28 protein-coding genes are annotated in these 26449 nt (G+C 44.5%); 20 read left to right on the forward strand and 8 right to left on the reverse strand.

The genetic code is table 11. From position 1 onward, the window contains the following. The 3 genes from AB4133_RS03935 to AB4133_RS03945 form a co-directional block, all read right to left on the reverse strand. Positions 1-261 (reverse strand): phosphopantetheine-binding protein, encoded by a 261-nt coding sequence (locus tag AB4133_RS03935; RefSeq protein ID WP_004736154.1) that lies wholly within the window; start codon positions 259-261, stop codon positions 1-3. A 105-nt stretch (positions 262-366) separates the two neighbouring features. Further along, positions 367-1137 (reverse strand): 1-acyl-sn-glycerol-3-phosphate acyltransferase, encoded by a 771-nt coding sequence (locus AB4133_RS03940; protein WP_017062273.1) that lies wholly within the window; start codon positions 1135-1137, stop codon positions 367-369. Then, entirely contained in the window at positions 1137-1883 is a 747-nt protein-coding gene (locus tag AB4133_RS03945) for a beta-ketoacyl synthase chain length factor (protein ID WP_170963074.1), read from the reverse strand. Before AB4133_RS03945 ends, AB4133_RS03940 begins: the two co-directional genes overlap by 1 nt. A 72-nt stretch (positions 1884-1955) precedes the next feature. Between AB4133_RS03945 and AB4133_RS03950 the strand changes: the two genes are divergently transcribed. From AB4133_RS03950 to AB4133_RS03960, 3 genes are read left to right on the forward strand one after another with little or no spacing between them, the layout of a single operon-like run. Continuing rightward, on the forward strand, positions 1956-2345 hold the full coding sequence (locus tag AB4133_RS03950; RefSeq protein WP_017062271.1) for a hypothetical protein: 390 nt from the start codon (positions 1956-1958) through the stop codon (positions 2343-2345). Between the two features lie 28 nt (positions 2346-2373). Further along, on the forward strand, positions 2374-3447 hold the full coding sequence (locus AB4133_RS03955; protein ID WP_065584069.1) for a methyltransferase: 1074 nt from the start codon (positions 2374-2376) through the stop codon (positions 3445-3447). Between the two features lie 23 nt (positions 3448-3470). Beyond that, on the forward strand, positions 3471-4712 hold the full coding sequence (locus tag AB4133_RS03960) for an NAD(P)/FAD-dependent oxidoreductase (RefSeq protein ID WP_136974758.1): 1242 nt from the start codon (positions 3471-3473) through the stop codon (positions 4710-4712). 128 nt (positions 4713-4840) lie between these two features. On the opposite strand, the gene AB4133_RS03965 is transcribed toward AB4133_RS03960, so the two are convergent. Continuing rightward, complete coding sequence (locus tag AB4133_RS03965) at positions 4841-5347, reverse strand: hypothetical protein (protein WP_017062268.1); 507 nt, start codon at positions 5345-5347, stop codon at positions 4841-4843. A gap of 140 nt (positions 5348-5487) precedes the next feature. Continuing rightward, positions 5488-6621, reverse strand: coding sequence for a flagellar assembly protein FlgT (locus tag AB4133_RS03970; RefSeq protein WP_017062267.1), 1134 nt, complete (start codon positions 6619-6621; stop codon positions 5488-5490). A 192-nt stretch (positions 6622-6813) separates the two neighbouring features. Between AB4133_RS03970 and AB4133_RS03975 the strand changes: the two genes are divergently transcribed. Beyond that, positions 6814-7449 carry a FlgO family outer membrane protein gene (locus tag AB4133_RS03975; RefSeq protein WP_017064137.1) on the forward strand — a complete coding sequence of 212 codons (636 nt, stop codon included), beginning with the start codon at positions 6814-6816 and terminating at the stop codon, positions 7447-7449. Between the two features lie 9 nt (positions 7450-7458). Continuing rightward, positions 7459-7890 (forward strand): flagellar assembly lipoprotein FlgP, encoded by a 432-nt coding sequence (gene flgP, locus AB4133_RS03980; RefSeq protein WP_372224000.1) that lies wholly within the window; start codon positions 7459-7461, stop codon positions 7888-7890. Between the two features lie 274 nt (positions 7891-8164). On the opposite strand, the gene AB4133_RS03985 is transcribed toward flgP, so the two are convergent. From AB4133_RS03985 to flgA, 3 genes are all read right to left on the reverse strand, one after another. Then, the gene (locus tag AB4133_RS03985; protein ID WP_004736170.1) at positions 8165-8590 is read right to left on the reverse strand and encodes a flagella synthesis protein FlgN; all 426 of its coding nucleotides are present in this window, start codon (positions 8588-8590) and stop codon (positions 8165-8167) included. Positions 8591-8656: 66 nt separating this feature from the next. After that, complete coding sequence (flgM, locus tag AB4133_RS03990; protein ID WP_004736171.1) at positions 8657-8974, reverse strand: flagellar biosynthesis anti-sigma factor FlgM; 318 nt, start codon at positions 8972-8974, stop codon at positions 8657-8659. A gap of 179 nt (positions 8975-9153) precedes the next feature. After that, on the reverse strand, positions 9154-9900 hold the full coding sequence (gene flgA / locus AB4133_RS03995; protein WP_017085300.1) for a flagellar basal body P-ring formation chaperone FlgA: 747 nt from the start codon (positions 9898-9900) through the stop codon (positions 9154-9156). Between the two features lie 77 nt (positions 9901-9977). On the opposite strand from flgA, the gene AB4133_RS04000 reads away from it, so the two are divergent. The 15 genes from AB4133_RS04000 (at position 9978) to AB4133_RS04070 (ending at position 26330) form a co-directional block, all read left to right on the forward strand. Beyond that, positions 9978-10904, forward strand: coding sequence for a chemotaxis protein CheV (locus tag AB4133_RS04000; RefSeq protein WP_004736173.1), 927 nt, complete (start codon positions 9978-9980; stop codon positions 10902-10904). 11 nt (positions 10905-10915) lie between these two features. Then, entirely contained in the window at positions 10916-11743 is an 828-nt protein-coding gene (locus tag AB4133_RS04005) for a protein-glutamate O-methyltransferase (RefSeq protein WP_004736174.1), read from the forward strand. A 255-nt stretch (positions 11744-11998) separates the two neighbouring features. Then, positions 11999-12394, forward strand: coding sequence for a flagellar basal body rod protein FlgB (gene flgB / locus AB4133_RS04010; RefSeq protein ID WP_004736175.1), 396 nt, complete (start codon positions 11999-12001; stop codon positions 12392-12394). A gap of 4 nt (positions 12395-12398) precedes the next feature. Further along, entirely contained in the window at positions 12399-12812 is a 414-nt protein-coding gene (flgC, locus tag AB4133_RS04015; protein WP_004736176.1) for a flagellar basal body rod protein FlgC, read from the forward strand. A 17-nt stretch (positions 12813-12829) separates the two neighbouring features. Next, positions 12830-13543: a flagellar hook assembly protein FlgD gene (gene flgD, locus AB4133_RS04020; RefSeq protein WP_010439286.1), complete on the forward strand. Its 714-nt coding sequence runs from the start codon at positions 12830-12832 to the stop codon at positions 13541-13543. 49 nt (positions 13544-13592) lie between these two features. Next, the gene (gene flgE, locus AB4133_RS04025) at positions 13593-14897 is read left to right on the forward strand and encodes a flagellar hook protein FlgE (protein WP_017062260.1); all 1305 of its coding nucleotides are present in this window, start codon (positions 13593-13595) and stop codon (positions 14895-14897) included. A gap of 252 nt (positions 14898-15149) precedes the next feature. After that, positions 15150-15899 carry a flagellar basal-body rod protein FlgF gene (gene flgF / locus AB4133_RS04030; RefSeq protein ID WP_017056855.1) on the forward strand — a complete coding sequence of 250 codons (750 nt, stop codon included), beginning with the start codon at positions 15150-15152 and terminating at the stop codon, positions 15897-15899. 21 nt (positions 15900-15920) lie between these two features. Then, entirely contained in the window at positions 15921-16709 is a 789-nt protein-coding gene (gene flgG / locus AB4133_RS04035; protein ID WP_017062259.1) for a flagellar basal-body rod protein FlgG, read from the forward strand. A gap of 88 nt (positions 16710-16797) precedes the next feature. Beyond that, on the forward strand, positions 16798-17574 hold the full coding sequence (flgH, locus tag AB4133_RS04040) for a flagellar basal body L-ring protein FlgH (protein WP_372224001.1): 777 nt from the start codon (positions 16798-16800) through the stop codon (positions 17572-17574). Positions 17575-17668: 94 nt separating this feature from the next. After that, the gene (locus AB4133_RS04045) at positions 17669-18760 is read left to right on the forward strand and encodes a flagellar basal body P-ring protein FlgI (RefSeq protein WP_017062257.1); all 1092 of its coding nucleotides are present in this window, start codon (positions 17669-17671) and stop codon (positions 18758-18760) included. A 13-nt stretch (positions 18761-18773) separates the two neighbouring features. Beyond that, on the forward strand, positions 18774-19691 hold the full coding sequence (flgJ, locus tag AB4133_RS04050) for a flagellar assembly peptidoglycan hydrolase FlgJ (protein WP_372224002.1): 918 nt from the start codon (positions 18774-18776) through the stop codon (positions 19689-19691). 220 nt (positions 19692-19911) lie between these two features. Beyond that, on the forward strand, positions 19912-21792 hold the full coding sequence (gene flgK, locus AB4133_RS04055; RefSeq protein WP_372224003.1) for a flagellar hook-associated protein FlgK: 1881 nt from the start codon (positions 19912-19914) through the stop codon (positions 21790-21792). A gap of 10 nt (positions 21793-21802) precedes the next feature. Further along, the gene (flgL, locus tag AB4133_RS04060; RefSeq protein WP_372224004.1) at positions 21803-22993 is read left to right on the forward strand and encodes a flagellar hook-associated protein FlgL; all 1191 of its coding nucleotides are present in this window, start codon (positions 21803-21805) and stop codon (positions 22991-22993) included. A 418-nt stretch (positions 22994-23411) separates the two neighbouring features. Further along, positions 23412-24548, forward strand: a complete 1137-nt coding sequence (locus tag AB4133_RS04065) for a flagellin (protein WP_017062253.1) — start codon at positions 23412-23414, stop codon at positions 24546-24548. A gap of 648 nt (positions 24549-25196) precedes the next feature. Beyond that, positions 25197-26330 (forward strand): flagellin, encoded by a 1134-nt coding sequence (locus AB4133_RS04070; protein WP_372135264.1) that lies wholly within the window; start codon positions 25197-25199, stop codon positions 26328-26330. The last annotated feature ends 119 nt before the right edge of the window (positions 26331-26449 follow it).

Raw genomic sequence — 26449 nt, forward strand, 5'->3', positions numbered from 1 at the left:
CTAGTTATTCGTTTGAGAAGAGATGTAGTTCGCTAGATTTTCAACTGACGCAAAGTGCTGTCGAGTGTTTGAATCATCTGCATCGATAACAATGTTGTACTTTTTCTTGATAGCAAGGCCAAGCTCAAGGGCATCGATAGAGTCTAGTCCAAGTCCATCACCAAATAGTGGAGCTTCCGTTTCAATCTCATCAATGCTCATGTCTTCAAGGTTCAATGCGTCGATGATCAGTTGTTTCAGTTCGTTGTGTAATGTTTCCACTTTGGCCTACTTAATGCTTTATCTGAATGCTGCTTTAAGGGGGCGATTCTACATTATATGAGGTATTTTCGAAATGCCGATATCGCCTGTTATATTATTGATACGCTAAATGTTTTCTTCGGAAGGGAAAATTGTTTGTGCAAGATGATGATTAAGGCGCCTTGCTGCCGAAGTTAAATTATTTGAGCCTTCAATAAATGGTTCGACTTCTATTTTACCTTTCACCGCGACATGAAAAAAGGGCTTCGACGCAGGAACTTGATACCATTTTTTCTCTTTCGTTAAGAATGTCGGAGAAACCGTAATATGAATCACGCGTAAATCGGTTTGTGTTCGAGTCGCGATTTGTGCCGCCCCACGCTGTAAGGATGGTTCAATTCCTGGCGTTGTGCGAGTTCCTTCGGGAAAAATCAGCATGACATTGCCACGTGAGAAGCGTTCTTCACAGCGCTCTAAAAGATCGTCAGGGGCTTGGTTCGGTATATAACCTGCCGCTTTGACAATCCTTTTCATAAAAGGGTTTTCCCAAATGGCCGCTTTGACGAGGCAATCACATTGAGGAAGTTGAGAGGCGATCAGCACATAGTCAATCAAACTTGGGTGGTTGGCGACGATAATGCAGTTACGGTCGTTACGCAGTAGTTCTGCACCATCAATTCGGTAATCGATTGCTCCGGTAAACTTCATGATCTGGCAAAACGCATTGAATGAGAAACGGATTAATCGCTGTGCTTTAAGCTCTCTTTTAATGGTATTGGGATTGGTTAGCGCGATAGTCGGTAAGATTAAGAAGCTCAATACTAAGCCACCCAAACCAAAGATGGTAAAGCAGAGGCCTGTCGCGAATACTCGCCAATACTGGTCTACTCTGCTCATTACGCTGTACCTGTCTCGGTGTTATTTACCCAAGACCAAGTTTGGTGCTTGCCAGCAATAGCCCACCTATTTGTACCTAATAAGATATGTTGGAGCGTTTGTAACCCTTGTGGTAACACGGAAGGTGCTTGGTTGGTCTCTACTGTCCTAGTAATAGAGTATTCACTGCCAGCGGTGAGCACTAAGCCCAGCGCATAATCAGCAAAGTTCTGTGTTTCGTACTCTTGGTAGAGCTCGGGCAGAGGTTGGTCGAAATCGATAACTAACACTCGATGCGACGGATATTGATGAAGGTAAAGATAAGCTTCGATCAGAGCGTTATGGAAAGTATCTTGCCCTGCGGCTATTGAAGTCAGTGGAATCGGTGCTTTGGCGGCAATGGTGGTTAGACCAGCTGCGGTATTATGTACCGACTGCGAGAACGCCATTGGTGAGGCATCGTCACCTTCTAATATCGACTGAATTAAAGTGGCGGTTCGATGCAACTCACCATGTCGGCTAGCAAAGACCAGATAATCAATCGAGGTGTCTTTTAATAGGGTTAACGCGGTTTGGACAGCAAGTTTGCTTTGCACACTCATTCGGCGGCGCATCATTGGAGGAATAGCTTTAAATTCAGTTGAGCCATCTTGTGGCCAATCTAAATTAGTGCTCCACGCTTGCCATTCAGCAATAGAATTGAGCCCCGCTGAATTTGCAGACCATTTCTCAATATTAAACGACATTAATTGGGATTGATTTGACATAGAGTATTGATTTGCTTTGAGTCTAACTAAATACTATGCGCGCTTATAAATAAACACAGATAAGGAATTTAAATGAAATTACTAAAAATAGCAGTTTCAATGTTATTCATATTCGTTCTTGCAGGATGTGGACGCGTCCAACCTGTAATGAATGTTGAGGATACTCCAGTTGCACTGAATCTTCAAAGTAAACAGGTTAAATCAGCTATTTCTGAATCTGCTGAAAATCGAGGCTGGTTGGTTTCAGAAATAAAGCCTGGTTTGATCCGCGCTGAATTGTATGTTCGTTCGCACCACGCTGTGGTTGAAATTCCTTATAGTGATAAGTTTTACTCTATTCTTTACGTTGAATCAGAGAATTTGAAGTACGACGATGGTGAAATACACCGTAATTACAACCGTTGGGTTAATAACTTAAACGTTGATATTAAACGTAAGCTTGCGCAAATGGCAGCTGAGTAACTCTCTATTATTTAAAGTTAGGTTTTTCGTGTCGGAATATAAATTAGATCCATTCAACGCATTAGAAGCAAAAACAGAAGCGCAGAAATTGTCTTTCGCTCCGATTGTTTTTCATACTGCTCGTACACTTCGTGATTTAGGCATTTTGAAAGCGTTAGATGACGCGGGCAACGAGGGTTTACCAGCAGAGTCTATCTCTGAATCGACCGGTGTCTCTGAGTACGGCGTGAAAGTCCTGCTCGATATGGCGTTAAGTGCTCATATTGTGACTTGGGAAAAGCCTAACTACAAAATGGCTAACCTTGGTTTCTACCTTCTGCATGATGGTATGACTAACGCAAACATGGATTTCACAGCCGATGTTTGTTATGCCGCGATGATGCATCTAACAGAAGCGATTGAAGAAGGCACACCTGCAGGCTTGAAAGAGTTGGGTGATTGGGAAACCATTTACCAAGGCTTGTCTCAATTGCCAGAAAAAGCAAAAGAGAGTTGGTTCAAGTTTGATCACTTCTATTCGGATCGCTCGTTCCCTGTGTTACTTGAAAAAGTCTTCAGCAAGAAACCTAAGTCGCTGGTGGATATCGGCGGCAACACGGGTAAGTGGGCGATGCAATGCTGCAACCATGATGCGGACGTTGAGGTGACGATTGTTGATTTGCCACAGCAGCTAGAAATGGCAATGGCAAACGCGGCAAAGCATGGTCATCAAGAGCGAGTCACGCCATTCCCAGCGAATATGCTCGATAAACAGCAAACTCTGCCAACGGGCGCGGATGTTTGGTGGATGAGTCAGTTCCTTGATTGTTTCTCGCCAATGGAGATTCTGAGCATATTAAAGCGCGTTCGCTCTCATATGTCAGAAGACGCGACTGTCTATATCCTTGAACTGTTTTGGGATGCACAGAAATACGATGCGGCTTCTTATAGCTTAAACGCGACGTCTCTCTACTTTACCTGCTTGGCAAATGGCAACAGCCGTTTTTACCGCAGTGAAGATTTCTTAGAGATCGTTGAAGAAGCGGGCTTTGAAGTGGTAACTCGCACCGACGATATCGGTCTTGGTCACACGCTTCTTGAATTGAAAGCTGGCGCGCAATAAAAATAACAAACATGGCTTAAATAATGAAAAAACTATCAACTCAAGTGGTGATCATCGGAGCTGGGCCATCAGGGTCTATTGCTGCGTCTTTACTTCATAAAAAAGGCATCGATGTTCGAGTGATTGAAAAGAGCGTATTCCCTCGCTTTTCTATTGGTGAAAGCCTATTACCAGCTTGTATGGAAGTGATTGAACAGGCTGGGATGACTGACGCAGTGATCAACGCTAACTTCCAATACAAAGATGGCGCTGCCTTTCGCAAAAATGGCGTTTATACGGCGTTTAATTTTGAAGACAAGTTCTCTTCTGGCCCTGGAACTACGTTTCAGGTTCAGCGAGGTGCCTTTGATAAGGTTTTGGCAGATACGGCTGAGGCGCAGGGTGTCTGCATTGATTACCAACATGAGTTAATGGGCATTAATTTCACCGACGACAGCACCATTTTAGATGTACAAGTGCTGGGTGGAGAGCGTTATCAGATAGAAGCGCAATACGTTCTGGATGGCAGTGGTTTTGGTCGAGTGCTACCAAAAATGCTTAACTTGGCAGAGCCGTCATCGCTCCCTCCACGCAAAGCTATTTTTACGCACATTAACGATCATATTGCAGAGGTGGATACCGATCTTGAATATGACCGAAATAAAATTCTTATCTCTGTGCATCCAACCAACCCTGATGTTTGGTATTGGTTGATCCCGTTTAGTAACGGTGTCTCTTCGTTTGGTGTCGTAGGAGAGCCTAAGTTCTTTGAGTCCTATCCAGAAGACAAGATTGCTGCAATTAAACAGCTGGCAGCGGAAGAGCCGGGCTTGGCTGAGATACTGGCAAGCGCCGAGTATCCAAACCCTGGGGGTGAAATTGGTGGCTATTCTGCCAATGTAAAACATTTGGCGACGGATAAGTACGCGTTGCTTGGCAATGCCGGCGAGTTCCTTGACCCGGTGTTCTCGTCAGGCGTGACGATTGCGATGAAGTCGGCACAGTTTGCGGTTGAGTGTGTCGAAAAGCAACTTAACGGTGAGAAGGTAGATTGGGAACGCGATTATGCCGCTCCTTTGATGGTTGGTGTAAACACCTTTAGAACGTATGTTGAGGGGTGGTACTCAGGTACTTTGCAGGATGTGATTTTCTATCAAGATCCAAATCCAAAGATTAAGCAGATGGTGTGCTCAATTCTGGCGGGTTACGCATGGGATCAAGCCAACCCTTATGTGAAAGAGTCTAAGCGCCGATTGGCGACACTGGCTGAGATATGCCGAAACTAGGTAATCGATTTTGTATGTAGCAATACTCTAAATTGCCACGATGGATCGTCATAAATTAAAAACAGCCGCAATGTGCGGCTGTTTTTGTATCTGAAAAATATGGGCGGTCAGCTTAATCGGATTTAAGCCTATTTTAAGTCGATGCTGTTCAATCGTCCCATAAATATAAGTAGATCAATTACGTCTTTGTGAGCATCAAGCAGCGCACGTTTGGTTTGGCTATAAGCTGCAAGTCGGCCGTGCTTTCTGATTGAACATACCTTGGTTTTGTACTTGTAGTCACCATTCTCAGAGAAGACGCGCCACTTAGCGATGTAGCACTCGTCGCGGTGCTCAGGATCACTCTGAGTTGGATTTGGCTTGAATACAATTTTGGGTTCTAGACTATGAGGCAGGCGCGTCATCAGGTAGGGCTCTTTGAGGACTTTGGGCCAAAATTTGCCCCATAGCTGTCTGCCCAGTTCATCTCTTAATTTAATGGTTTTCTTCAGTGCTTTGTCTTCACCCATACGAACAAAACCGACCGACCGATGCAACACCGTATCTTCGGGAGTATGAATGTGGATCTTAAAAGCGGTTTTACCTTTCGAGATAAAGCGGTAACCGGTAGCACCAATTAGATTATTCTGACTCATAGTTTGCTAAGTGATGATTATGTTATTAATAAGATTACGCCAAATACTGCAAAACCGAAACTAATACCCATGAAAAAAAATAAAGCCTTAACAAAAGTGCTAAGGCTTTATTAGAAACTGTGAGGCGGGCGTGTCGTTAACTACATGATTTTCTGCATCACATCACCAATTTGAATGCTTCCAGCAAGGCTTGGTTGGTCGATCGTCAGTTCTGCTTCGTTTTCATAAACGCGAGAAACGGTCAGTGTGATATCGCTTTGAGATACCTTATTACGTGGCAAGCCGCGTTGGTCGATAAACGAACCTGTGTGCCACAGTTGCAGTTTGTCACCTTGTTGTACGCCATGCATTCGACCTAAATCAATGGTCACAGTGTTACCAAATACCGCTGCAACCTCTGGAAGGGTGATCTTACATGACACTTCCGATTCTAAGTCCAACATAATATTACGGCTAACACGCAGCATCATGCTGCCGTAGGTTGATGCCCAGAAACGGGCACTGCGGGTGTCGACTTCACTGGTCTTAGCAAATGGCCACTTTGCCACTTCACGATAGCTACGGTTGTAAACCTGATGTCCTGTTTTACCATCGAAGACTTGCATCTCTAACGCAAACTGGCGATTGATGATGTCGTCTTTCAACAGTTTGGACTCGATGGTCGCGGTTAAATCGGTAATGTCGCCACCAATGATGTATTGTGCGCCAGTGTCTTGGGCGATCATCTTGATCACTTCAGGTCGACGTTTGTCGATGTCGTAATTGGTCGTGCCAACGGAAACAAAGCTGCGAGACTCTTGCGCCAGCTGTCGATCTACGACATGACCAAAATCATCACCGATGTTATAGATTCTGCCCATTACAGCTTGCTGTGGGGAAGTCACATCGATGTTGCCGACCAAAAATGTCTTCTTATATTGGCTCTCATGGCAAGCATTTGCCGAAGGATAGATATCGATCCTTGCGGTGATCATTATATTGCCACTGCGTTTTTTCTCTTTTTCTACCAAGATGTAGCGCACTTCATGATTGGTAAATTGAAACTCTTTTTTGTTTGCGTCGAGGTAGGGCGTGAGGTTGGCAATGCTACCAATGTCGGCTCCTGAGAACTGGATCGCTTTATATACCGCGTCTTCCAGAGCATGAACCCTTGCCGTTTCCTCTGAGGATACGATGGCTGCGGTACCGGTAACTTCATACCAAGAGGCATGAGCACTGAAGCTTATGGTTATCAGTGAACTTATTGAAAATAAGTAAGAAATTATTTTTTTCATCTATTCGTTACCAGTTGGGTATAAATATTGCTTAACAAATAACTATAAGCTTGAAGCTGACTTAAGTGCGTTTTTCTTAATCTGAACCATTAATGAAAAGCAAAGACTGTTCCAACATTGTAATCCATTGAAAAGAATAATGGTGAGAACATATTGGAACAGGGAGCACTAAACCTATCTGGAGATAAGAGAATGAAAAAATGGCTCGTAGTAATGAGTGTCATGTTGTTGACCTCATGCGCTTATTCGCCAATCTATAACGGCAAGTCTGAATATTCAGGCAGTCAGTTTATGTTGATGGATAGCCCTCGTCATACCATGGATTTCTTCGTGGAAAGTATGACCGAAGATCTGATCATTTCGAATACAAGTATTTCAGCGAGAACGCCAATAGCAATTACTTCGTTTGTGGACCTGCAGCACATGGACACAACGAACTGGCTAGGCAACTCGGTATCAGAAGGCTTCATTCATCAGTTTCAGCGTCGTGGCTTCAAGGTAGTTGATTTTAAAACTACTGGCTCTATCCAAGTGACTCACCAAGGTGACTTTGCGTTGAGCCGCGATTGGAAAGACTTAGCTCAAGAGCAAGACGTACAGTATGTACTGACAGGCACCATGCTTCGCCAAGAAGGCGGTGTACTAGTAAATGCTCGCGTTGTTGGCATGCAAACTCGAATTGTAGTGGCGACGGCACAAGGCTTCTTACCTGCAGACCGTATTGGCCGTGACCTAGATACTCTCAACAGTATTCGAACTCAAGATGGCGTGATCATTCGTTCCGATCCAACGATCAGTCAGCCTTATACTGTTATTCTTCGCCCTTAGGAGTTCGAGATGAAGAAGTTAATGTTTGTTGTTGCCGCTTTACTGCTTGTTGGCTGTCAGCCATTGCAGAGCATGAGACCTGATGATTTCTTAGTGGCTGTTGGCTATGCGAGTATCAGTGAGCAGAAAGGTCGTAACGACGAAGAGAGACGTATCCGCGCGATGAGAGCCTCTAAGATCGATGCTTATCGTGAGCTTGCTGAACAGGTTTACGGCATGCGAGTAAGCGGTCGAGCAGAACTTGAAGATCAACGGCTTGGTACAGAGCGTACGTCAGGTGCGGTTGATGGTGTTATCCGTGGCGCAGAAGTGGTGCGCAGTTACCCAGTGGGTGATAGCTATGTAACAGAGCTCCAATTAGATATCCGTAAGATGGAACAGCTACGTAATTACGGTGAAGTTCAGGCAGTGCCTGAGAAGAGACAACAAACGTTGTTCTAGTTTTAGGAGCATCCAGTTATAGCTTACCTAATTATATTGGCTGCCACTCGCTTTCCAGATGGCGTATCGGCAACCAATAACGGTTATGACTAAGAAAGCGGCAAGTATGAAAATACTTGCCGCTTTTTTGTGTTTATCGTTTATTAGGGGCATTTACAGGTTTAGAGAGACTTTGACGGTGTAGCGAGAAGGGTAGGCTGAGATACAGATACAGATACAGATACAGATACAGATACAAGCAAGAAGGGTGTTGTGCGAAGAAGATTAAGACCAATTAGGCTTTTACATTGGTTCCCAGCGTAGAAATCGTATGCGTTTGGCCACCGGCATTGTAAGTCATACCAATTTTACCATGGCTTTGCTGCATCATATTGCTGAGTTTTTTGAAACTGAGGTGTGCTCTATTCAAGGCTTCGCCATTGACTAGGTTCGCTTGGTGGCAGTCGTGCACTATGGACTTGATGGTCGCGACTAATTGAGCAAGTTCAGGGTTCTCGGTCAATTCTGAGATATTGGTATGGGTAGCAATTCGTTGATCGGTTGATCTTAGCTGTTCAACAAGGACCACTTTTTCTTTGGCGATTCGCTCAATATCGTTTGATTGGCGGCTCGTAATAGCGGTTTTCTCTGAACTTAGTAATTCAGATAAGGCTTTGGCATTTTGAAGTTGAAAATTAACTAAATCTGCTAGTGCCGCCATAACGTAAACCTATTCATAACCTCGTGTACTTTAAGACAATAACTTCAATGAAAAGTTAGTGTTTTCTTAAAGGCCTTTTAATTCATCTTCGAACTTGATCATGTTGTCAGCCAGTTTCTCTGGATCGACAGTGTATGAACCATTCGCAATTGCTTCTTTTATTGCAGCAACTTTTACAGAGTCAAAGCTTGGTTGTGCTGCCATGTCTTGATGGAGCTGACCAATCGCTTTGCCTTGTTGGCTTAGTGAAACCGCGTCTTTGCTTGCTGGTGATTTAGTTGACACATCAGAACGTGATGCCTCAGAGCTAGAATCAGAGCGTACTGTTGGTCGGTTAGTGGTCGTTAGGGTTTGCCCTGAACGAATATTATCAATGCCTGCCATAGTTAAGCCTTTTTCTTCAAAAATGGGAACCTGTACAGTCAATATCGACCAAGGGTTCGAATACTTTAGCAATTTTTAGCTCAATAGTCGAAAAGGGACAAAACACCGCAGCCGTTATATTTTGGCGTTAAAGTTGAGAGCAAAATAACTAACGATACCGTCAATTTAGAAGTAAAGAGTTAAAAGTAAACCGTGACTTCAGACATGCTGGTAACAATACCTTCAATTATACGCTGTGATTTATCATTTTTCACTCTTACTTGATCTCCCATTGAGCCATCCGTAAGCGCAGTCCCTTTGGTGGTAATGGTCATGCCACCTTTTACTGCCTGTATGATAACCTTCTCGTTTCGGCATACGACACAGATATCGCCTCTTTCGACAACATCACCTGGCCTCAGGTTCTTTTTTACCTTAGCGCCGATCACTTGTTGGGGAGCGGTGAAACCTTGGCGACGAAACTTGTTAAGCGAAATCATAGCGGTGGTGACATCGTATTGACCTACGATTTCGCCTCTTGCTAATGAGCGTGTTGTTGTGACTAGTGGTACTGACATTGAAAGACGTACCGGCACGTAAACTCGCCATTCATCAGGAACACATTGCACTAAAACCGTAATGCTACTGCGGGTATTGCTGGTGGTTGAGGCGCTGGTATCTAGAGGAATAGGGCAATCTGTTGCTTTGATTCTAGAGTCCACATTTGCTGAGTTAACAAAGAGTTCGCCGCCTTGTGGCTGCTCAACTGTCTCTAGGATGTGTTGTTCCGCCGCAGACTGAATCATTTCAATTTGCTCTGGAGTCGCAGCTTGTACAAAAAAACTAAACAATATTGATAAAATGCCGATAAACTTAGCGACAGTTTTAAAAGTAGCTCTACACATTGCTATGGAAAAAAGCGGCAGATTTGTTTTATGATATATCATTCCGTTTCTCTAGTGGTTCGTAGCCTGCAGTAGACTAACACTTTTTATACAAAAAAGTTTGATATGGAGATGAGCTCATGACGGGTATTCTTGATTCGGTGAATCAGCGTACGCAACTCGTCGGTCAAAACCGATTAGAATTACTAACCTTTCGCCTAATGGGGCGTCAGCGTTACGGCATTAATGTTTTTAAAGTAAAAGAAGTACTTCAGTGCCCTAAACTGACAAAAATGCCAAACTTGAACCCACTGGTTAAAGGTGTAGCACACATTCGTGGCCAAACGATCTCTGTAATCGATTTGAGCTTAGCGATTGGTGGCCGTCCTACAACGGATGTTGAAAAGTGTTTTGTGGTTATTTCTGAGTTTAACCGAACCATTCAAGGTTTCTTGGTCAGTTCAGTAGAACGCATTATTAACATGCACTGGGAGTCGATTCTTCCGCCGCCAGATGGTGCAGGCAAAGCCCATTACCTGACTGCAGTCACCAACATTGATAATGAGCTGGTAGAAATTCTTGATGTAGAAAAAATTCTAGCGGAGATTTCACCTGTTGATGAAACAATGGACAGCAAAATTGCTGAAGAAATCGCAGAAGTAGAACAAGGTAAAGAATTGGTTCGTCGTATCTTGATTGCTGATGATTCAACCGTTGCTCGTAAGCAGGTTCAGCGTGCGATTGAGTCGATTGGTTTTGAAGTTATTTCAGTGAAAGATGGTAAAGAAGCCTATGAGAAGCTGGTGGAGATGTCATCAGAAGGCAGTATTTACGATCAGATTTCATTGGTGATTTCAGATATCGAAATGCCAGAAATGGATGGCTATACGCTGACTGCTGAGATTCGTCGTCACGCCGAACTTAAAGATCTATACGTAATTTTACACTCATCATTGAGTGGTGTATTTAACCAAGCCATGGTTGAGCGTGTAGGAGCTAACTCCTTCATCGCTAAATTCAACCCAGATGAGCTTGGTGCAGCTGTAAAAGCTGCGTTAACTAACTAAAAGAGACATTAATGACTGCTATAACAATAAGTGATCAAGAGTATCGCGATTTCAGCCGTTTCTTAGAATCTCAATGTGGCATTGTATTAGGTGACAGCAAGCAGTATTTAGTGCGCAGTCGTCTAAGCCCATTAGTAACGAAGTTTAAGTTAGCTTCTTTGTCTGATTTGTTGAGAGATGTAGTAACAGGTCGAAACCGTGAGCTGCGTGTGGCTGCTGTCGATGCCATGACGACGAACGAGACACTTTGGTTCCGTGATACTTACCCGTTTGCTGTGCTTGCGGATAAGCTTCTACCGGAAATAGCGGCAAATAAACGTCCTATTAAGATTTGGTCTGCGGCAAGCTCTTCAGGCCAAGAAGCATACTCAATGGCAATGACGATTCTTGAAACTCAAGCTCGTAAGCCAGGTATGCTGCCAAATGTATCGATTACCGCAACTGACATCTCAGCAAGTATGTTGGATATGTGCCGTACTGGCGCTTATGACAACCTTGCATTGGGACGTGGACTTTCTCCAGAGCGCCGTCGTACTTTCTTTGAAGATGCGGGCGATGGCCGTATGAAAGTGAAAGATAACGTCAAGCGCATGGTGAACTTCCGCCCTCAGAACCTGATGGACAGCTATGCATTGTTAGGCAAGTTCGACATTATTTTCTGTCGTAACGTGCTGATTTATTTCTCGCCTGATATGAAGTCAAAGGTACTTAACCAGATGGCAAATAGCCTGAACCCTGGTGGTTACTTACTGTTGGGTGCGTCTGAATCGTTAACAGGCTTAACCGATCGTTTTGAAATGGTTCGCTGTAATCCAGGCATCATCTACAAATTAAAGTAACGAGTGGCACCCATATTAGGTGTAACGTTACCGTCTAAATTTAAAACCCAGCCAAGTGCTGGGTTTTCTTTTTCCTGCTTAAGCTATATCTTTAAGTCAGAGTGACATTCCAATTTACTCTATTTTTTGGCTTGTATATTGCAAGTTTACCCACGAGTAACCTGTAAAAGCATTGATAGACCGCCTCGTTTTAAAAGTTGGTATATATATTGCTTTGGTTATTTCATAACAGTCAGTTCTTGAGTTGAGGTTTACATGGCTATTTCTTTTGACAATGCTTTGGGCATTCACCAGCACACAGTTGGTGTACGTGAGCGTAACGCTGAGGTGCTTTCCACCAATATCGCGCAAGCAAACACGCCTGGGTATAAAGCAAAGGGACTAGACTTTAAGAAATCACTGCAAGCGGCAAGTTCTGGGGCAAGCATTGGTCTTAGCCGTACAGATGGTCGGCACATTTCTGCCTCAACAACGGTGAACGGGGAAACGAAGTATCGTATTCCTACCCAACCTGATACAGGAGATGGCAACACGGTTGATTTGGATTTGGAAAGAAACCTTTTCATGCAAAACCAAATTAGGCATCAAGCCTCTCTCGACTTCTTAGGAAGTAAGTTCAAGAATTTAACTAAAGCGATTAAAGGGGAATAATTAGATGAGTTTATTCAATGTATTCAATGTGACTGGTTCTGCGATGAGTGCTGAATCTGTTCGTCTAAATACGACCTCGAGCAACCTTGCGAACGCGGACAGTGTAAGTAGTTCTGCTGAAGAAACTTACAAGGCTCGTCACGCAGTGTTCGGCGCTGAGTTAAATAAAGCACGCAACAGTGGTCACACTGTGCCTGTGAAAGTATTAGGTATTGTGGAAAGCGATAAGCCGCTAAGCGCGGAGTACAACCCGGATCACCCATTAGCGAACAACGAAGGCTATATCTACAAGCCTAATGTCAACGTTATGGAAGAAATGGCAAACATGATTTCGGCATCACGTGCGTACCAAACAAACGTACAGGTTGCTGACTCGAGTAAACAAATGCTGCTGCGTACGCTGCAGATGGGTCAATAAGGATAAGGAGGTAGCACATGGCTGGAATCAACAACAATGTTGGTCAAAGCGGCTTGTCCTATGTTGACCAGCTGAAGAGTCTTCAAGATGGCGCTAAAAAGCCCGACGAAACAACAGGTAAGCAGGATCTTAAACAAGAAGACTTCTTATCTTTGTTGACTAAGCAACTAGCACAACAAGACCCTTTCAAGCCGGTTAGCAATGACCAGATGATTGCGCAAATGGCTTCATTTGCGACCGTAGATGGCATTGGCAAAATGAATACACAGTTTGAAAGCTTGAATTCATCAATGACCTCTAACCAAGCTCTTCAGGCCTCCTCTTTAGTTGGGCGTGATGTATTGGTTCCTGGTGCGGCAGGTGTAAAACCCGGTGATGGCGGTATGGCGGCAATGGTTAAGCTTCCTCAGGCAATGGACAATGTAATGGTCCGTGTTGAGAACGAAGTTGGCCAATTGGTTCGCACATTTGATATCGGCTCTAAACCATCTGGTGATACACGTGTTGAATGGGACGGAAAAGACGAAGACGGTAACCCATTGCCGGCCGGTAAATACAACGTGAAAGCGTCGGGTTTGCTGGATGGCGAGAACACAGAGTTCCAAGTTTCCAGTTATGCGAACGTGAACAGTGTGCTTCTTGGTAAGGGCGATGGCAACGTACTACTCAATCTGGCTGGTTTCACATCGCCAGTACGACTTGCTGAAGTACTAGAAGTTGGTAAAGCGTAGCTCTTTATTGAGTGACTATGCTAGCTAGATAGATTAGGAGAATAATGGAATGTCATATGTAGCTTTAAGCGGCCTATCCGCTGCACAATTAGACCTGAATACAACCAGTAACAACATTGCGAACGCGAACACATTTGGCTTTAAAGAGTCTCGTGCCGAGTTTGGTGATGTTTATTCAAGCTCGTTGTTCACTAACGCAAAAACGACGGCAGGTGGCGGTGCGCAAGCTAGCCAAGTGGCGCAACAGTTCCACGAAGGTTCAAGTATTTATACGAACAACCCAATGGACTTACGTGTAAGTGGTACAGGTTTCTTTGCAGTATCGAAAGACCGCATGGTGCCAGAGATTAACGAATTAACGCGTAATGGTGCATTTCACCTAAACAAAGACAACTACATGGTTACCGCTAACGATGAGTTTCTTTTAGGTTACGATGTTGATCCAAACTCGGGTGAAGTTCTTTCTTACGCGCCAAAGCCTCTCGACATTCCTGCTGAGTTTGGTAAGCCAAAACAGACAGAAAACATTGAAGTAGGGGTTAACCTTCCTGCAAACGGTGATCTTAAAGACCCGGCTGCATTTAACTTCAAAGATGCTGATACTTATAACCGTGCAACGTCTTCGACGGTATACGATTCTATGGGTCAGTCTTACAAGTTAACGACTTACTACCTCAAAGATCAGACTCAACCAAACACTTGGCAAACGTACTACACCATGTCAGATGAGAACGGTGAAAAGCCGGTCAACATTACTGGTGGTGATGCGACGAATGCACAAGGTCATGTTGGTCACACAATGAAGTTCAACAATGACGGTACGTTAGCAAGCCTAAACAATGGTCAGCCGATTAACTCGGAACCACTGGGTGCTGGTGCGAACCCTATTGACTTGAACGGTGCTGATCCAACTCAAGTGCTTAAGTTTGGTTTAGATTCTTCAACTCAGTTTGCCGCTCCGTTTGAATTGACTAAGTTTGATGAAGATGGCGCGACAACAGGTTTCTTAACAAAAATCGATTTCGATGAGTACGGCAGTGTTCTAGGTACTTATTCAAATGGTGAAAACGTGATGCTTGGCCGTGTAGGCTTGGTTCGTGTACCAAATGAGCAAGGTCTGGATAAGAAAGGCGGTACTCAATGGGATTCTACCAACGACTCTGGTGACAAGATCTGGGGTGAATCGAACAAAGGTTCATTTGGTAGCATCAACAACGGCTCGCTAGAGCAGTCGAACATCGATATGACTCAAGAACTGGTTGATTTGATTTCTGCTCAACGTAACTTCCAAGCGAACTCGCGTTCTCTAGAAGTACACAACCAGCTACAACAGAATATTCTTCAGATTCGTTAATCGTTTCGAGCGTTTGAATCATCTGCGAATACCCAATTCAATGTTATTGAATTGGGTATTGTTGTTTGTCTTCTTATTTGCCGCCCCTATTGCCGCCCGGTAATGCCTCTGGCAACAATTATTCCTCAATGATCCTTTGACGATCACCCATCTTCGTTCGTTTTCTATTTAAATTATTGATAAATAACAGTTAAAAATATTGGCACAGTGTTTGCTTTATTAGCCCCAGAAGATGATTTTTGGAGCAAAATTATGGATCGCGCACTGTTTCTTGCCATGAGTGGCGCTAAGCAAAATATGCAAGCTTTGCAGCTACGTGCAAACAACCTTGCCAACGTAAGTACAACGGGTTTCCGTGCTGATTTAGCACAGGCACGTTCAATGCAAGCGTATGGCGAAGGCATGCCTACTCGTGTTTTCAGCATGACAGAGCGTCCGGGTCATAATTTCGCTCAGGGTAGTGTGGTTACTACTGGCCGAGATCTAGACGTTACCATTCAAGGTGATGGTTGGATTTCAGTGATGGACAATACTGGCCGTGAAGGTTTAACACGTAACGGTAACCTAAGGGTTGACCAAAACGGTTTACTAACCAACGCAAGCGGTCACTTAGTGCTTGGTGAAAACGATGCACCAATCACGCTGCCAATCCCAATCAGCAAAGTAGAAATTGGTACAGACGGTACGATTTCGGTGATTCCTCAAGGCGCTCCAGCTGAAGAATTGGCCGTGGTTGATCGTATTAAGCTTGTACGTCCAGACAACCAAAGTTTGTTTAAAGACACGAATGGTCTATTCCGTTCGAAAAACCCAGATCAGGCATACGAAGCAGATGCAGCGGTAACGTTGCTAAAAGGTGCTATCGAAGGCAGTAACGTAAATGCCGTAGGTGAAATGACCAGCCTAATTGACTTACAACGTCAGTTTGAAATGCAGGTCAAAATGATGAGCACAGCAGAGGAAATGGACAAGTCGTCTGATTCACTGCTTCGTATGAGCTAATAGAATTTAAAGGACATTGCTATGCATCCAGCATTATGGGTAAGTAAAACGGGTTTAGACGCCCAACAAACCAATATCTCAACGATTTCGAACAACCTTGCCAACGCCTCGACCATTGGTTTTAAAAAGAGCCGCGCGGTATTTGAAGATCTGTTCTACCAGAATATTAATCAACCGGGTGGTCAATCGTCTCAGAATACTGAGCTGCCAAGTGGTTTGATGCTGGGTGCCGGTTCTAAGGTCGTCGCGACTCAAAAAGTGCACACTCACGGTAACGCACAAACGACATCTAACAGCCTAGACATGATGATTGAAGGCGACGGTTTCTTCCAAGTTGAAATGCCAGACGGTGAAACAGGTTACAGCCGCAATGGTCAGTTCACACTGAACGGTGAAGGCGCGATCGTAACGTCGGGCCAAGGTTATCCTCTACAACCAGAAATTGTGATTCCTGAAGACGCGATCTCGGTAACGGTTGGTAACGACGGTGAAGTATCGGTTCGTCTACGTGGCGAGCAAAACAACGTCGTGGTTGGTCAAATTACCATTACTGACTTTGTAAACCCAGGTGGTCTAGAGCCAGTAGGTCAAAACCTTTATTTGCCAACTGGCGCGAGTGGCGACCCACAAGAGGGTGTACCGGGTTTTGATGGCCTGGGTAACATCCGCCAATCGATGCTAGAAACATCGAACGTAAACGTAACCGAAGAGCTGGTAAACATGATTGAAGCTCAGCGTGTATACGAAATGAATTCGAAAGTTATCTCGTCAGTAGACAAGATGATGAGCTTTGTTAACCAACAGCTGTAATTGGTTTATTCGCCGTTTACTTTTTTAATTAATCTATCTGTTTTTGCTAATTGACCCATTTACCACTGCCTGCTGAGAGTATATCGCCATGAAACGTATTTTTTGTTTAGCCCTGTTAGCTTCGATGACTGGTTGTACAGTACTGGATCCAATTGAGACGCCAGCACAAGAGAACGCGACCACAGTGGTTGATGCGGTTGAAGGCGATAAGTCGGCAGAAGAAAGTTCAGGAATTATCGACACGCTTCGTGGGCGAACCGATCCAATTGCTGGTGACCCTGCATGGGCGCCAATCAACCCCAAGCAGAAGCCAGAGCATTATGCAGCGGCAACGGGCTCACTGTTTAATGTGAACCACATTGGCAGCATGTATGACGACTCAAAGCCTCGTGGTATTGGTGACATCATCACTGTAGCGCTAGATGAGAATACTCGTGCGACGAAAAAAGCCAATGCAGATATGTCTAAGTCGAATGATTCGTCAATGGAGCCTTTGGCTGTTGGCGGCCAAGAGCTGACGATAGACAAGTACAATTTTTCGTATGACCTAAGCAATACTAACACCTTCGCAGGTGATGCTTCTGCTAATCAGAGCAACAGCATCAGTGGTTACATTACAGTGGAAGTGATTGAAGTGCTCGCTAACGGCAATCTAGTGGTGCGTGGTGAGAAGTGGATGACACTGAACACCGGCGATGAGTACATCCGCCTAAGCGGTACCATCCGTCCAGACGATATTGACTTCGAAAATACCATTGCTTCAAACCGTGTTTCTAACGCACGAATTCAGTACTCAGGGACTGGCGTACAGAAAGATATGCAAGAGCCTGGATTCTTGGCACGATTCTTTAATGTATCTCTGTAGAGCTTGATAGGACGACGACATACTGACAGCCTCTATCACTGAGCCACATTTAGCTAAGCTATTATAAATTAAAGCAATACAGACAGGTTACTCAATGAAAAAACTGACACTCGTACTATTCGGCATGCTATTTCTTGCCACCAGTGCCCATGCTGCGCGAATCAAAGACGTGGCAAAAGTGGCGGGTGTTCGTAGTAACCAACTTGTCGGTTATGGTTTGGTCACGGGCTTGCCGGGTACTGGTGAGACAACTCCCTTTACCGATCAAACATTTAACGCAATGCTGCAAAATTTTGGCATCCAATTGCCGCCCGGCACTAAGCCAAAAACCAAAAACGTCGCGGCTGTTATTGTGACTGCTGAACTGCCAGCATTCTCTAAGCAAGGGCAAGAAGTTGACGTAACCGTTTCTTCTATCGGTTCAGCAAAAAGCCTTCGTGGTGGTACCTTGCTACAGACCTTCTTGAAAGGTCTAGACGGTCAAGTGTATGCGGTCGCGCAGGGTAACTTGGTGGTAAGTGGCTTTAGTGCACAAGGTAACGACGGTTCTAAGATTGTCGGTAACAACCCTAACGTTGGTATCATCTCTAGCGGTGCGACGGTTGAACAAGAGATCCCAACGCCATTCGGTCGTGGTGACTACATCACCTTCAACCTAATCCAATCAGATTTCACAACGGCTCAGCGTATGGCTGATGCGGTTAATAATTTCCTAGGCCCACAAATGGCTTCAGCGGTAGACGCAACTTCAGTAAAAGTTCGTGCACCGCGTGAAATCAGCCAGCGTGTAGCATTCTTGTCGGCTATCGAAAACATCGAGTTCGACCCTGCTGAAGGCTCTGCAAAAATCATCGTCAACTCTCGTACAGGTACGATTGTGGTTGGTAAGCACGTTCGCCTAAAAGCGGCGGCGGTCACCCACGGTGGTATGACGGTTGCAATTAAAGAAAATCTAAACGTAAGCCAACCGAATGCATTCTCTGGTGGCCAAACGGTAGTGGTCCCTGATTCTGATATCGAAATCACGGAAGGCGATGGTAAGATGTTCAAATTTGAACCTGGCCTAACGCTGGACGATTTGGTACGCGCAGTCAATGAAGTGGGCGCTGCACCTTCTGATTTAATGGCAATCCTTCAAGCACTGAAACAAGCGGGTGCGATTGAAGGCCAATTGATCATTATCTAAGAAGGGGTAAAGCATGATTAAAAATAACAATGACATCGGCTTTATTCACGATATCGGTAGCCTAGACCGCCTTCGTCAACAAGCGGTAAACGGTGAAGAAGGTAGCGAGAAAGAAGCATTAACCGCGGCGGCAAAACAGTTTGAATCGATTTTCACCTCGATGTTGTTTAAGTCAATGCGCGATGCTAACTCGAGCTTTAAGTCGGATATGTTGAACAGCCAGAACGAGCAGTTCTATCGTCAGATGCAAGATGACCAAATGGCGAGTGAGTTAAGCGCTTCAGGTTCATTAGGTCTTGCAGATATGATCGTGGCTCAACTAAGCGCTGGCCAAGCAAGCGATACGTCTGAAGAGAAGGTTCGCAGTGAAGGCTTTGATGCTTCATTGCAAAGACCGCAATATTCAGGCCGTTCGGAAGAGCGAGCGTCAGACGTTCAACCTGCGCAAGCAGCAAAACAGCCAGTATCCTTTGATTCTCCAGAATCGTTTGTGACCTCAATGAAGCCTTACGCGGAAAAAGCGGCAAGTGCGCTTGGTGTGGACTCGTCACTGCTACTGGCGCAAGCGGCACTTGAAACAGGTTGGGGCTCTAAGATGATTAAGAACTCTTTGGGCAACAGTAATAACCTATTCAACATCAAAGCAGATAGAAGCTGGAAGGGCGATAAGGTCGCGACTCAAACTCTTGAGTTCCATGGCAAAACCGCCGTTAAAGAGTCTGCTTCTTTCCGTTCTTACTCTAATTTCGAAGATAGCTTTAATGATTACGTGAAGTTCTTGAACGAAAATCCAAGATACGAAACAGCGCTACAGCATCAAGGCAATTCAGAGAATTTCATCAAAGGCATTCATCAGGCTGGTTACGCAACTGACCCTAACTATGCAGACAAGGTTTTACGAGTTAAAGCCAAGATTGATGAGATGAACTAGCATCATCAATCAACATAGAGAGCTTGCTACTGGCAGGCTCTTTTCTTCTCCGCCCCTTCAGTTCTTACGCGTAATCCATAGTTATCTCCTTACACTTCAATAAATTATCGTATTTTAACTCTCCATTGTTTGTATTGGCATATATATTGCTTTTATCTTAGTAATATACGGTTGTAGTTAATCAGTTCATTCTGGTTTTGTTAAGTTTTTTGGGGGCATTATGGCGTCGGATCTTCTGAATGTAGGGGCACAAAGTGTTCTTACTGCTCAGAGACAGCTAAACACCACAGGTCATAACATTTCTAACGCCAACACAGAGGGCTATAGCCGCCAATCTGTGATTCAAGGTGTGAATGACCCGCGTCAGTACGGTGGCCAAAGCTACGGTATGGGTGTGCATGTGGAAAATGTTCGCCGCTCTTGGGACCAATTTGCCGTCAACGAACTTAACTTATCGACAACCAATGCCGCCAATAAAGGCGACACCGAAGCTAACCTCGATATGCTGTCGAGTATGCTGTCATCGGTTGCTTCGAAGAAGATTCCAGAAAACCTTAATGAATGGTTTGATTCGGTTAAAACATTAGCCGATACACCGAATGATGTCGGTGCTCGAAAAGTTGTACTAGAAAAGGCTGGACTACTCAGCAAGACGTTAAATGAATTCCATGAAACGGTTCGTCAACAGTCTGATTCTACGAATAAAAAATTAGATATGGGTATCGAGCGAGTTAACCAACTTGCGTACGAGATCCGCGATGTTCAGCGTTTAATGATGCGGACTCCTGGGCCTCATAATGACCTACGAGATCAGCACGAAAAGTTGATTAATGAGCTTTCTGGCTACACCAAAGTCACGGTGACACCACGCTCAAATGCCGAAGGATTTAACGTCCATATTGGTAATGGTCACACCTTGGTTTCTGGTAGTGAAGCGAGCCAACTGAAGATGGTTGATGGCTTGCCCGATGCGCATCAGCGTCGCCTAGCAATTGTTGAAGGTAAGTCTTTAAAACCGATCACCAGCAGTGATATCGACGGAAAAATCGGCGCCATGCTAGACATGCGTGACGAACATATCCCAGCAATCATGGATGAGCTTGGTCGTTTGGCGACCGCGTTTTCATATGAGGTCAATAGTCTTCAAGAACAAGGTTTGGATCTTAACGGCAACGTAGGTAAGGGCTTGTTTACCGACGTGAACTCAGAGCTGGTGGCAAAATCTCGTGTCACGGCTAGCGGGCAATCGAAAGCCGATGTTGCGGTATACATTGATGATACTTCTGCCTTAAAAGGCGGTGAGTATGGACTGAAATACGATGGCAGTGATTATGTCGTGACTAAGCCGAACGGTGAGACCGTTAAGATGGCGACCGACTCTAGCGGTAGTGCTTTTTATCTTGATGGCATGCGAGTGGAAGTACGTAACCCTCCTGAACTAGGAGAGAAACTGTTACTGCGTCCAACGCGTAATTTTGCTGCGCAGATTCATATGGAAACCAAAGACCCGAAAGACATTGCTGCGCAAAGTTATGAGGCATCGACCACGTTTGCCAAGGGTACAGCGGGATTTAAAATCCTAGAAGCAGGTCAACTGCGTGAGTTTGAAGTGATTGTCTCACCAAAAGGTGAGCAGTTTGCTGTGACGGATCCGAAGGGCAACATTTTAATGCAGCCGCAACCGTATCCGCCACAAGGGCCAGTGACTATCAACGGCACAACGTTTGAGCTCACACCCGGCGCGGTGGCAAACGATAAGTTTACGGCAAACCTTGTCCCATCAGAAGGTGACAACGGTAACCTGCGTAAGCTGCAAGACCTTCAAACAGGAAAGCTGTTGAATGAGGGTGAGTCTACGATTTTAGACCTTTACCATAACTTGAATACTAATACGGGCTTGAAGTCTTCAACGGCAAATCGCCTGAGTGATATTGCGACGTTAGAAAAACAGTCGGCTCAAGAACGTATAGCTTCTATCTCGGGAGTAAACCTCGATGAAGAAGCGGCAAATATGATGAAATTTCAGCAAGCGTATATGGCTTCTTCACGCATCATGCAAGCAGCCAACGATACGTTTAACACTATTTTGGCTCTGAGATAGGAAGGTATAAATGTTGAATCGTATCTCTAGCTTCCATAATTATCAGTCAGTACAAAATGACTTGCGCCGTCAAGAGAACAAGGTGCATCACAACCAAGCGCAACTCGCTTCCGGTAAGAAGTTGCAGTCGCCAAGTGATGATCCTCTTGCGACTCACTATTTACAGAATATTGGTCAGCAATCAGAGCAGCTTAAGCAATATAGTGACGCAATCGTCTTGGTTCGTAATCGATTAGAGCATCATGAGGTATTGGTCTCCAACACCGAAGGCTTTGCTGATGAAGCAAAACGAACCGTGATGGAAATGATTAACGGTGCGCTGTCTCCAGAGGACCGTTTAGCGAAGAAACGCGAGATCCAAGAGCTATCGAATAACTTTCTGCATTTAGCTAACTCTCAAGATGAGTCGGGTAACTACACGTTTGCGGGTACTAAGCCGAAGAATCAACCCTTCTTTAGAGATAACCAAGGTAACGTCAGCTATCAGGGCGATGACTATCAGCGAAAGATGCGTGTAGCGAGTAGCTTCGAGATGGCGATGAATGATCCGGGCAGCAAGTTATTTATGGAAATAGATAACCCGTTTGGTGATTACGAACCTCAGTACGAGCTTGAGCCCGCTTCTGAATTACTTTTGGAACGTGCGACGAACTCAGTTGAAGGTGGGTCAACGTATAAAGTGACGTTCGTTGATATGCAGACAGGAAATTATGCTTATCAACTTGAAAAAGATGGCGCAGTGGTGGCCGCGGAAGACTTTGATCCTTCGACTGGCATTGTCTATGAAGGTCTGAATATCCAAATCAAAGGCCAAATCACTAAAGGTGATTCGATCACCTTAGAACCGCGAGAGACTTTCTCTATCTTTGATACGTTCAAAGAGGCGGCTGAGCAGGCTGAAAACCCGGTATCGGATGCATCAGCAACAGCGAAATTGCACCAAGTGACCGAAGAATTTCATGCTGCGTTTATTCATCTAACGAAGGCTAGAACCGATGTCGGTGCGCGTTTAAGTACGCTGGATATTCAAGAGCAGCAACATGAAGATTTTAAGTTGTCTTTAGCCAAAGCGAAAAGCAACTTTGAAGACTTGGATTACTCGAAAGCCATCATTGAGTTCAATGAAAACTCTCGAGCATTGCAAGCTTCTCAACAAGCGTTTGGCAAAACCAAAGACCTGACCTTGTTTAACTATATTTAATGATCAATCGGTATTTAATGGTGGCTTGTCGATCACCATGGCGTTGATTCCTTGCCGTATGTGCTATGCCATACGTGCGAATGACGCCACAGTTTGCCGCTTTTTTGTACGAAGCATGATGTTTCTAGAATAGCGGCAAAAAACGGCAATAAGGAAGGTGAATGTTTTTCATCTTCTAATAGTAGAAAATCATAATTGCGCAGTGTTGTTTGTAAGCTTCTGATTTTTAGATAATTAAAAAATTATTTACATGACATTAAACTTGGCATACAACTTGCATCTGTGTTGGTTATAAATGATTAATACAGATCTTAAACCTTGTATAGGGTTTATCGAGTAATACACGGTCAGTGCTTATCCATATGAGAGTAAAGCTGGCCGCTTCGCAGAAACTTTGCGAACTCATAAGGAGAGCAAAATGGCTATCAATGTAAGCACTAACGTATCTGCTATGACAGCACAACGTTACCTGAATAAAGCATCTAATGACTTGGCGACCTCTATGGAACGTTTGTCATCTGGGCATAAAATCAACAGCGCGAAAGACGATGCAGCCGGTCTGCAAATCTCTAACCGTTTAACGGCACAATCACGTGGTTTAGACGTTGCAATGCGTAATGCCAATGATGGTATTTCAATTGCACAAACCGCTGAAGGCGCGATGAATGAATCAACCAACGTACTACAACGTATGCGTGATCTGGCGATTCAATCATCAAACGGAACGAACACCGCAGCTGAACGTACCGCGCTAAACGAAGAGTCTTCGGCACTTCAAGATGAGCTTAACCGTATCGCAGAGACAACCTCGTTTGGTGGTCGTCGTCTGTTGAATGGATCATTTGGTGAAGCATCATTCCAGATTGGTTCTAGCTCTGGTGAAGCGATGATTATGGGCCTTACTAGTGTTCGTGCTGATGATTTCCGTATGGGTGGCACAACGTTTGATTCTGAAAACGGCAAAGACAAGAGCTGGGAAGTGCCTGCACAAGCTCGCGATCTTAAGTTCGAATTCAGAACCAAAGCGGGTGAAGATATCGTTTTAGATATCAATACCAAAGCAGGTGATGATATCGAAGAGCTTGCGACTTACATTAATGGTCAATCTGATCTTGTGAACGCATCGGTTACCGATGATGGCCGCATTCAACTGTTCGTTGCTGAACCTGACCTTGAAGGGGCTATGTCTATTTCTGGTGGCTTAGCTTCTGAGTTAGGAATCAAGAGTGAAGGTCGTGCAACATCGGTTCAAGATATTAGTTTGATGAGCGTAGCAGGATCACAGAATGCTATTAGCGTGATTGATTCTGCAATGAAATACGTAGATTCACAGCGTGCTGATTTGGGTGCAAAGCAGAACCGTCTAAGCCACAGTATTAATAACTTGGCAAACGTACAAGAGAACGTAGACGCTTCAAACAGCCGAATCAAAGATACGGACTTTGCGAAAGAGACGACGCAAATGACCAAATCACAAATTCTGCAACAAGCAGGTACTTCAATACTTGCTCAAGCAAAACAGTTGCCTAACTCTGCAATGTCATTATTGCAATAGTTATTGGTTGAACTTGCTGCTCGTGTTCAGACGTGAGCCATGCAGCAAGGGAAACTGGCAAGCATACTTACTATTGAATGTTTAGCTCTCTCATCTCTCACCTGCTATCCATTTTTGCAGTAAGAATGCAACGGCAAGTCGGAAATGTGTTCATTTCTCGATGATCTCCACACAGGCTCTGACGCGCCAACTAGCCCCGGTTCTCTCAAAGGAAAAGGGGCTTTTTCCTTTCTTTATTTCTTGTTTTTGCTATTTATTTTCCTGTGAACTTTCTCGCACTACCTTTTCCAAATCTCTATTTGATGGTTCTTCTTCACGACAAATAATGTCATCTATTACACAAGATTTGCGTAAGTCAGAGATCTTTGGCGATTGATCATTTCTCGACCTTGAGCCATTTAGACGGCGGTTCGTACGCTTTCTGAACAGATTAAGATCTTTTTCCAATTGAAATCTATCGCTGTATTAGAAAATGATGAAAATTAAGTTGTTGATAAATATTAGATTAATATTTTTTTTGTGGTTTTTTGAAAGTTTTTCTAAAGCTTCTGATTTTCGCGCCGTTATTAAAAGTAACTTTGAGAGAACTACTTGGTTTTCCGAGACGTCGGAAACCGCTATACCGGAAAATCAATTGGAGAAATCACCATGGCAGTGAATGTAAATACAAACGTTTCAGCGATGACAGCGCAACGTTACCTAAACAACGCAAACAGCGCACAACAAACATCAATGGAGCGTCTAGCTTCTGGCTCAAAAATCAACAGCGCAAAAGATGACGCTGCGGGTCTACAAATCTCGAACCGTTTGAACGTTCAAAGTCGTGGTCTTGATGTTGCTGTACGTAACGCGAACGACGGTATCTCAATTGCACAAACAGCTGAAGGTGCAATGAATGAGACGACTAACATCCTGCAACGTATGCGTGATTTGTCTCTACAATCTTCAAACGGCTCAAACTCAAAATCTGAACGTGTAGCGATTCAAGAAGAAGTAACAGCGCTGAACGACGAACTGAACCGTATCGCGGAAACGACGTCTTTTGGTGGCAACAAGTTGCTTAACGGTACTCACGGTACTAAATCATTCCAAATCGGTGCAGACAACGGTGAAGCGGTAATGCTTCAACTGAAAGACATGCGCTCTGATAACGCTCAGATGGGTGGTAAGAGCTACCAAACTGAGAACGCGAAAGATAAAGATTGGAACGTTCAAGCAGGCTCTAACGACCTAAAAATGTCGTTCACTGATAACTTCGGTCAAGCACAAGAAATCGACATCAGCGCAAAAGCGGGTGACGACATCGAAGAGCTAGCAACGTACATCAACGGTCAACAAGACTCTGTTAAAGCGTCTGTAACTGAAGACGGTAAGCTACAAATGTTTACTGGTAACAACAAGGTTGAAGGCGAAGTGGCATTCTCTGGCAGCCTGGCTGGCGAACTAGGCATACAACCTGGCAAAGACGTAACGGTTGATACTATCGACGTAACATCAGTTGGCGGCGCACAAGAGTCTGTAGCTATTATCGATGCGGCACTTAAGTATGTAGATAGCCACCGTGCTGAGCTAGGTGCTTTCCAAAACCGTTTCGACCACGCTATCAGCAACTTAGACAACATTAACGAGAACGTTAACGCATCTAAGAGCCGTATTAAAGATACCGATTTCGCGAAAGAAACGACTCAGATGACTAAGTCTCAGATCCTTTCTCAAGCTTCAAGCTCGATTCTTGCTCAAGCGAAGCAAGCTCCGAACTCGGCACTTAGCCTACTAGGTTAATCGATTAAAAAGCCACGTTGACTATAAGCGTCAACGTTAGGCTTCCACAAATTAGCTCGTGGTGAGAGATGAGCGCTAAACAGACCCAGCTTCGGCTGGGTTTTTTATGGTTCATCGCG

The organism is Vibrio sp. 10N.286.52.F8, from assembly GCF_041468745.1.
In the GTDB taxonomy this organism is placed as follows: domain Bacteria; phylum Pseudomonadota; class Gammaproteobacteria; order Enterobacterales; family Vibrionaceae; genus Vibrio; species Vibrio crassostreae_C.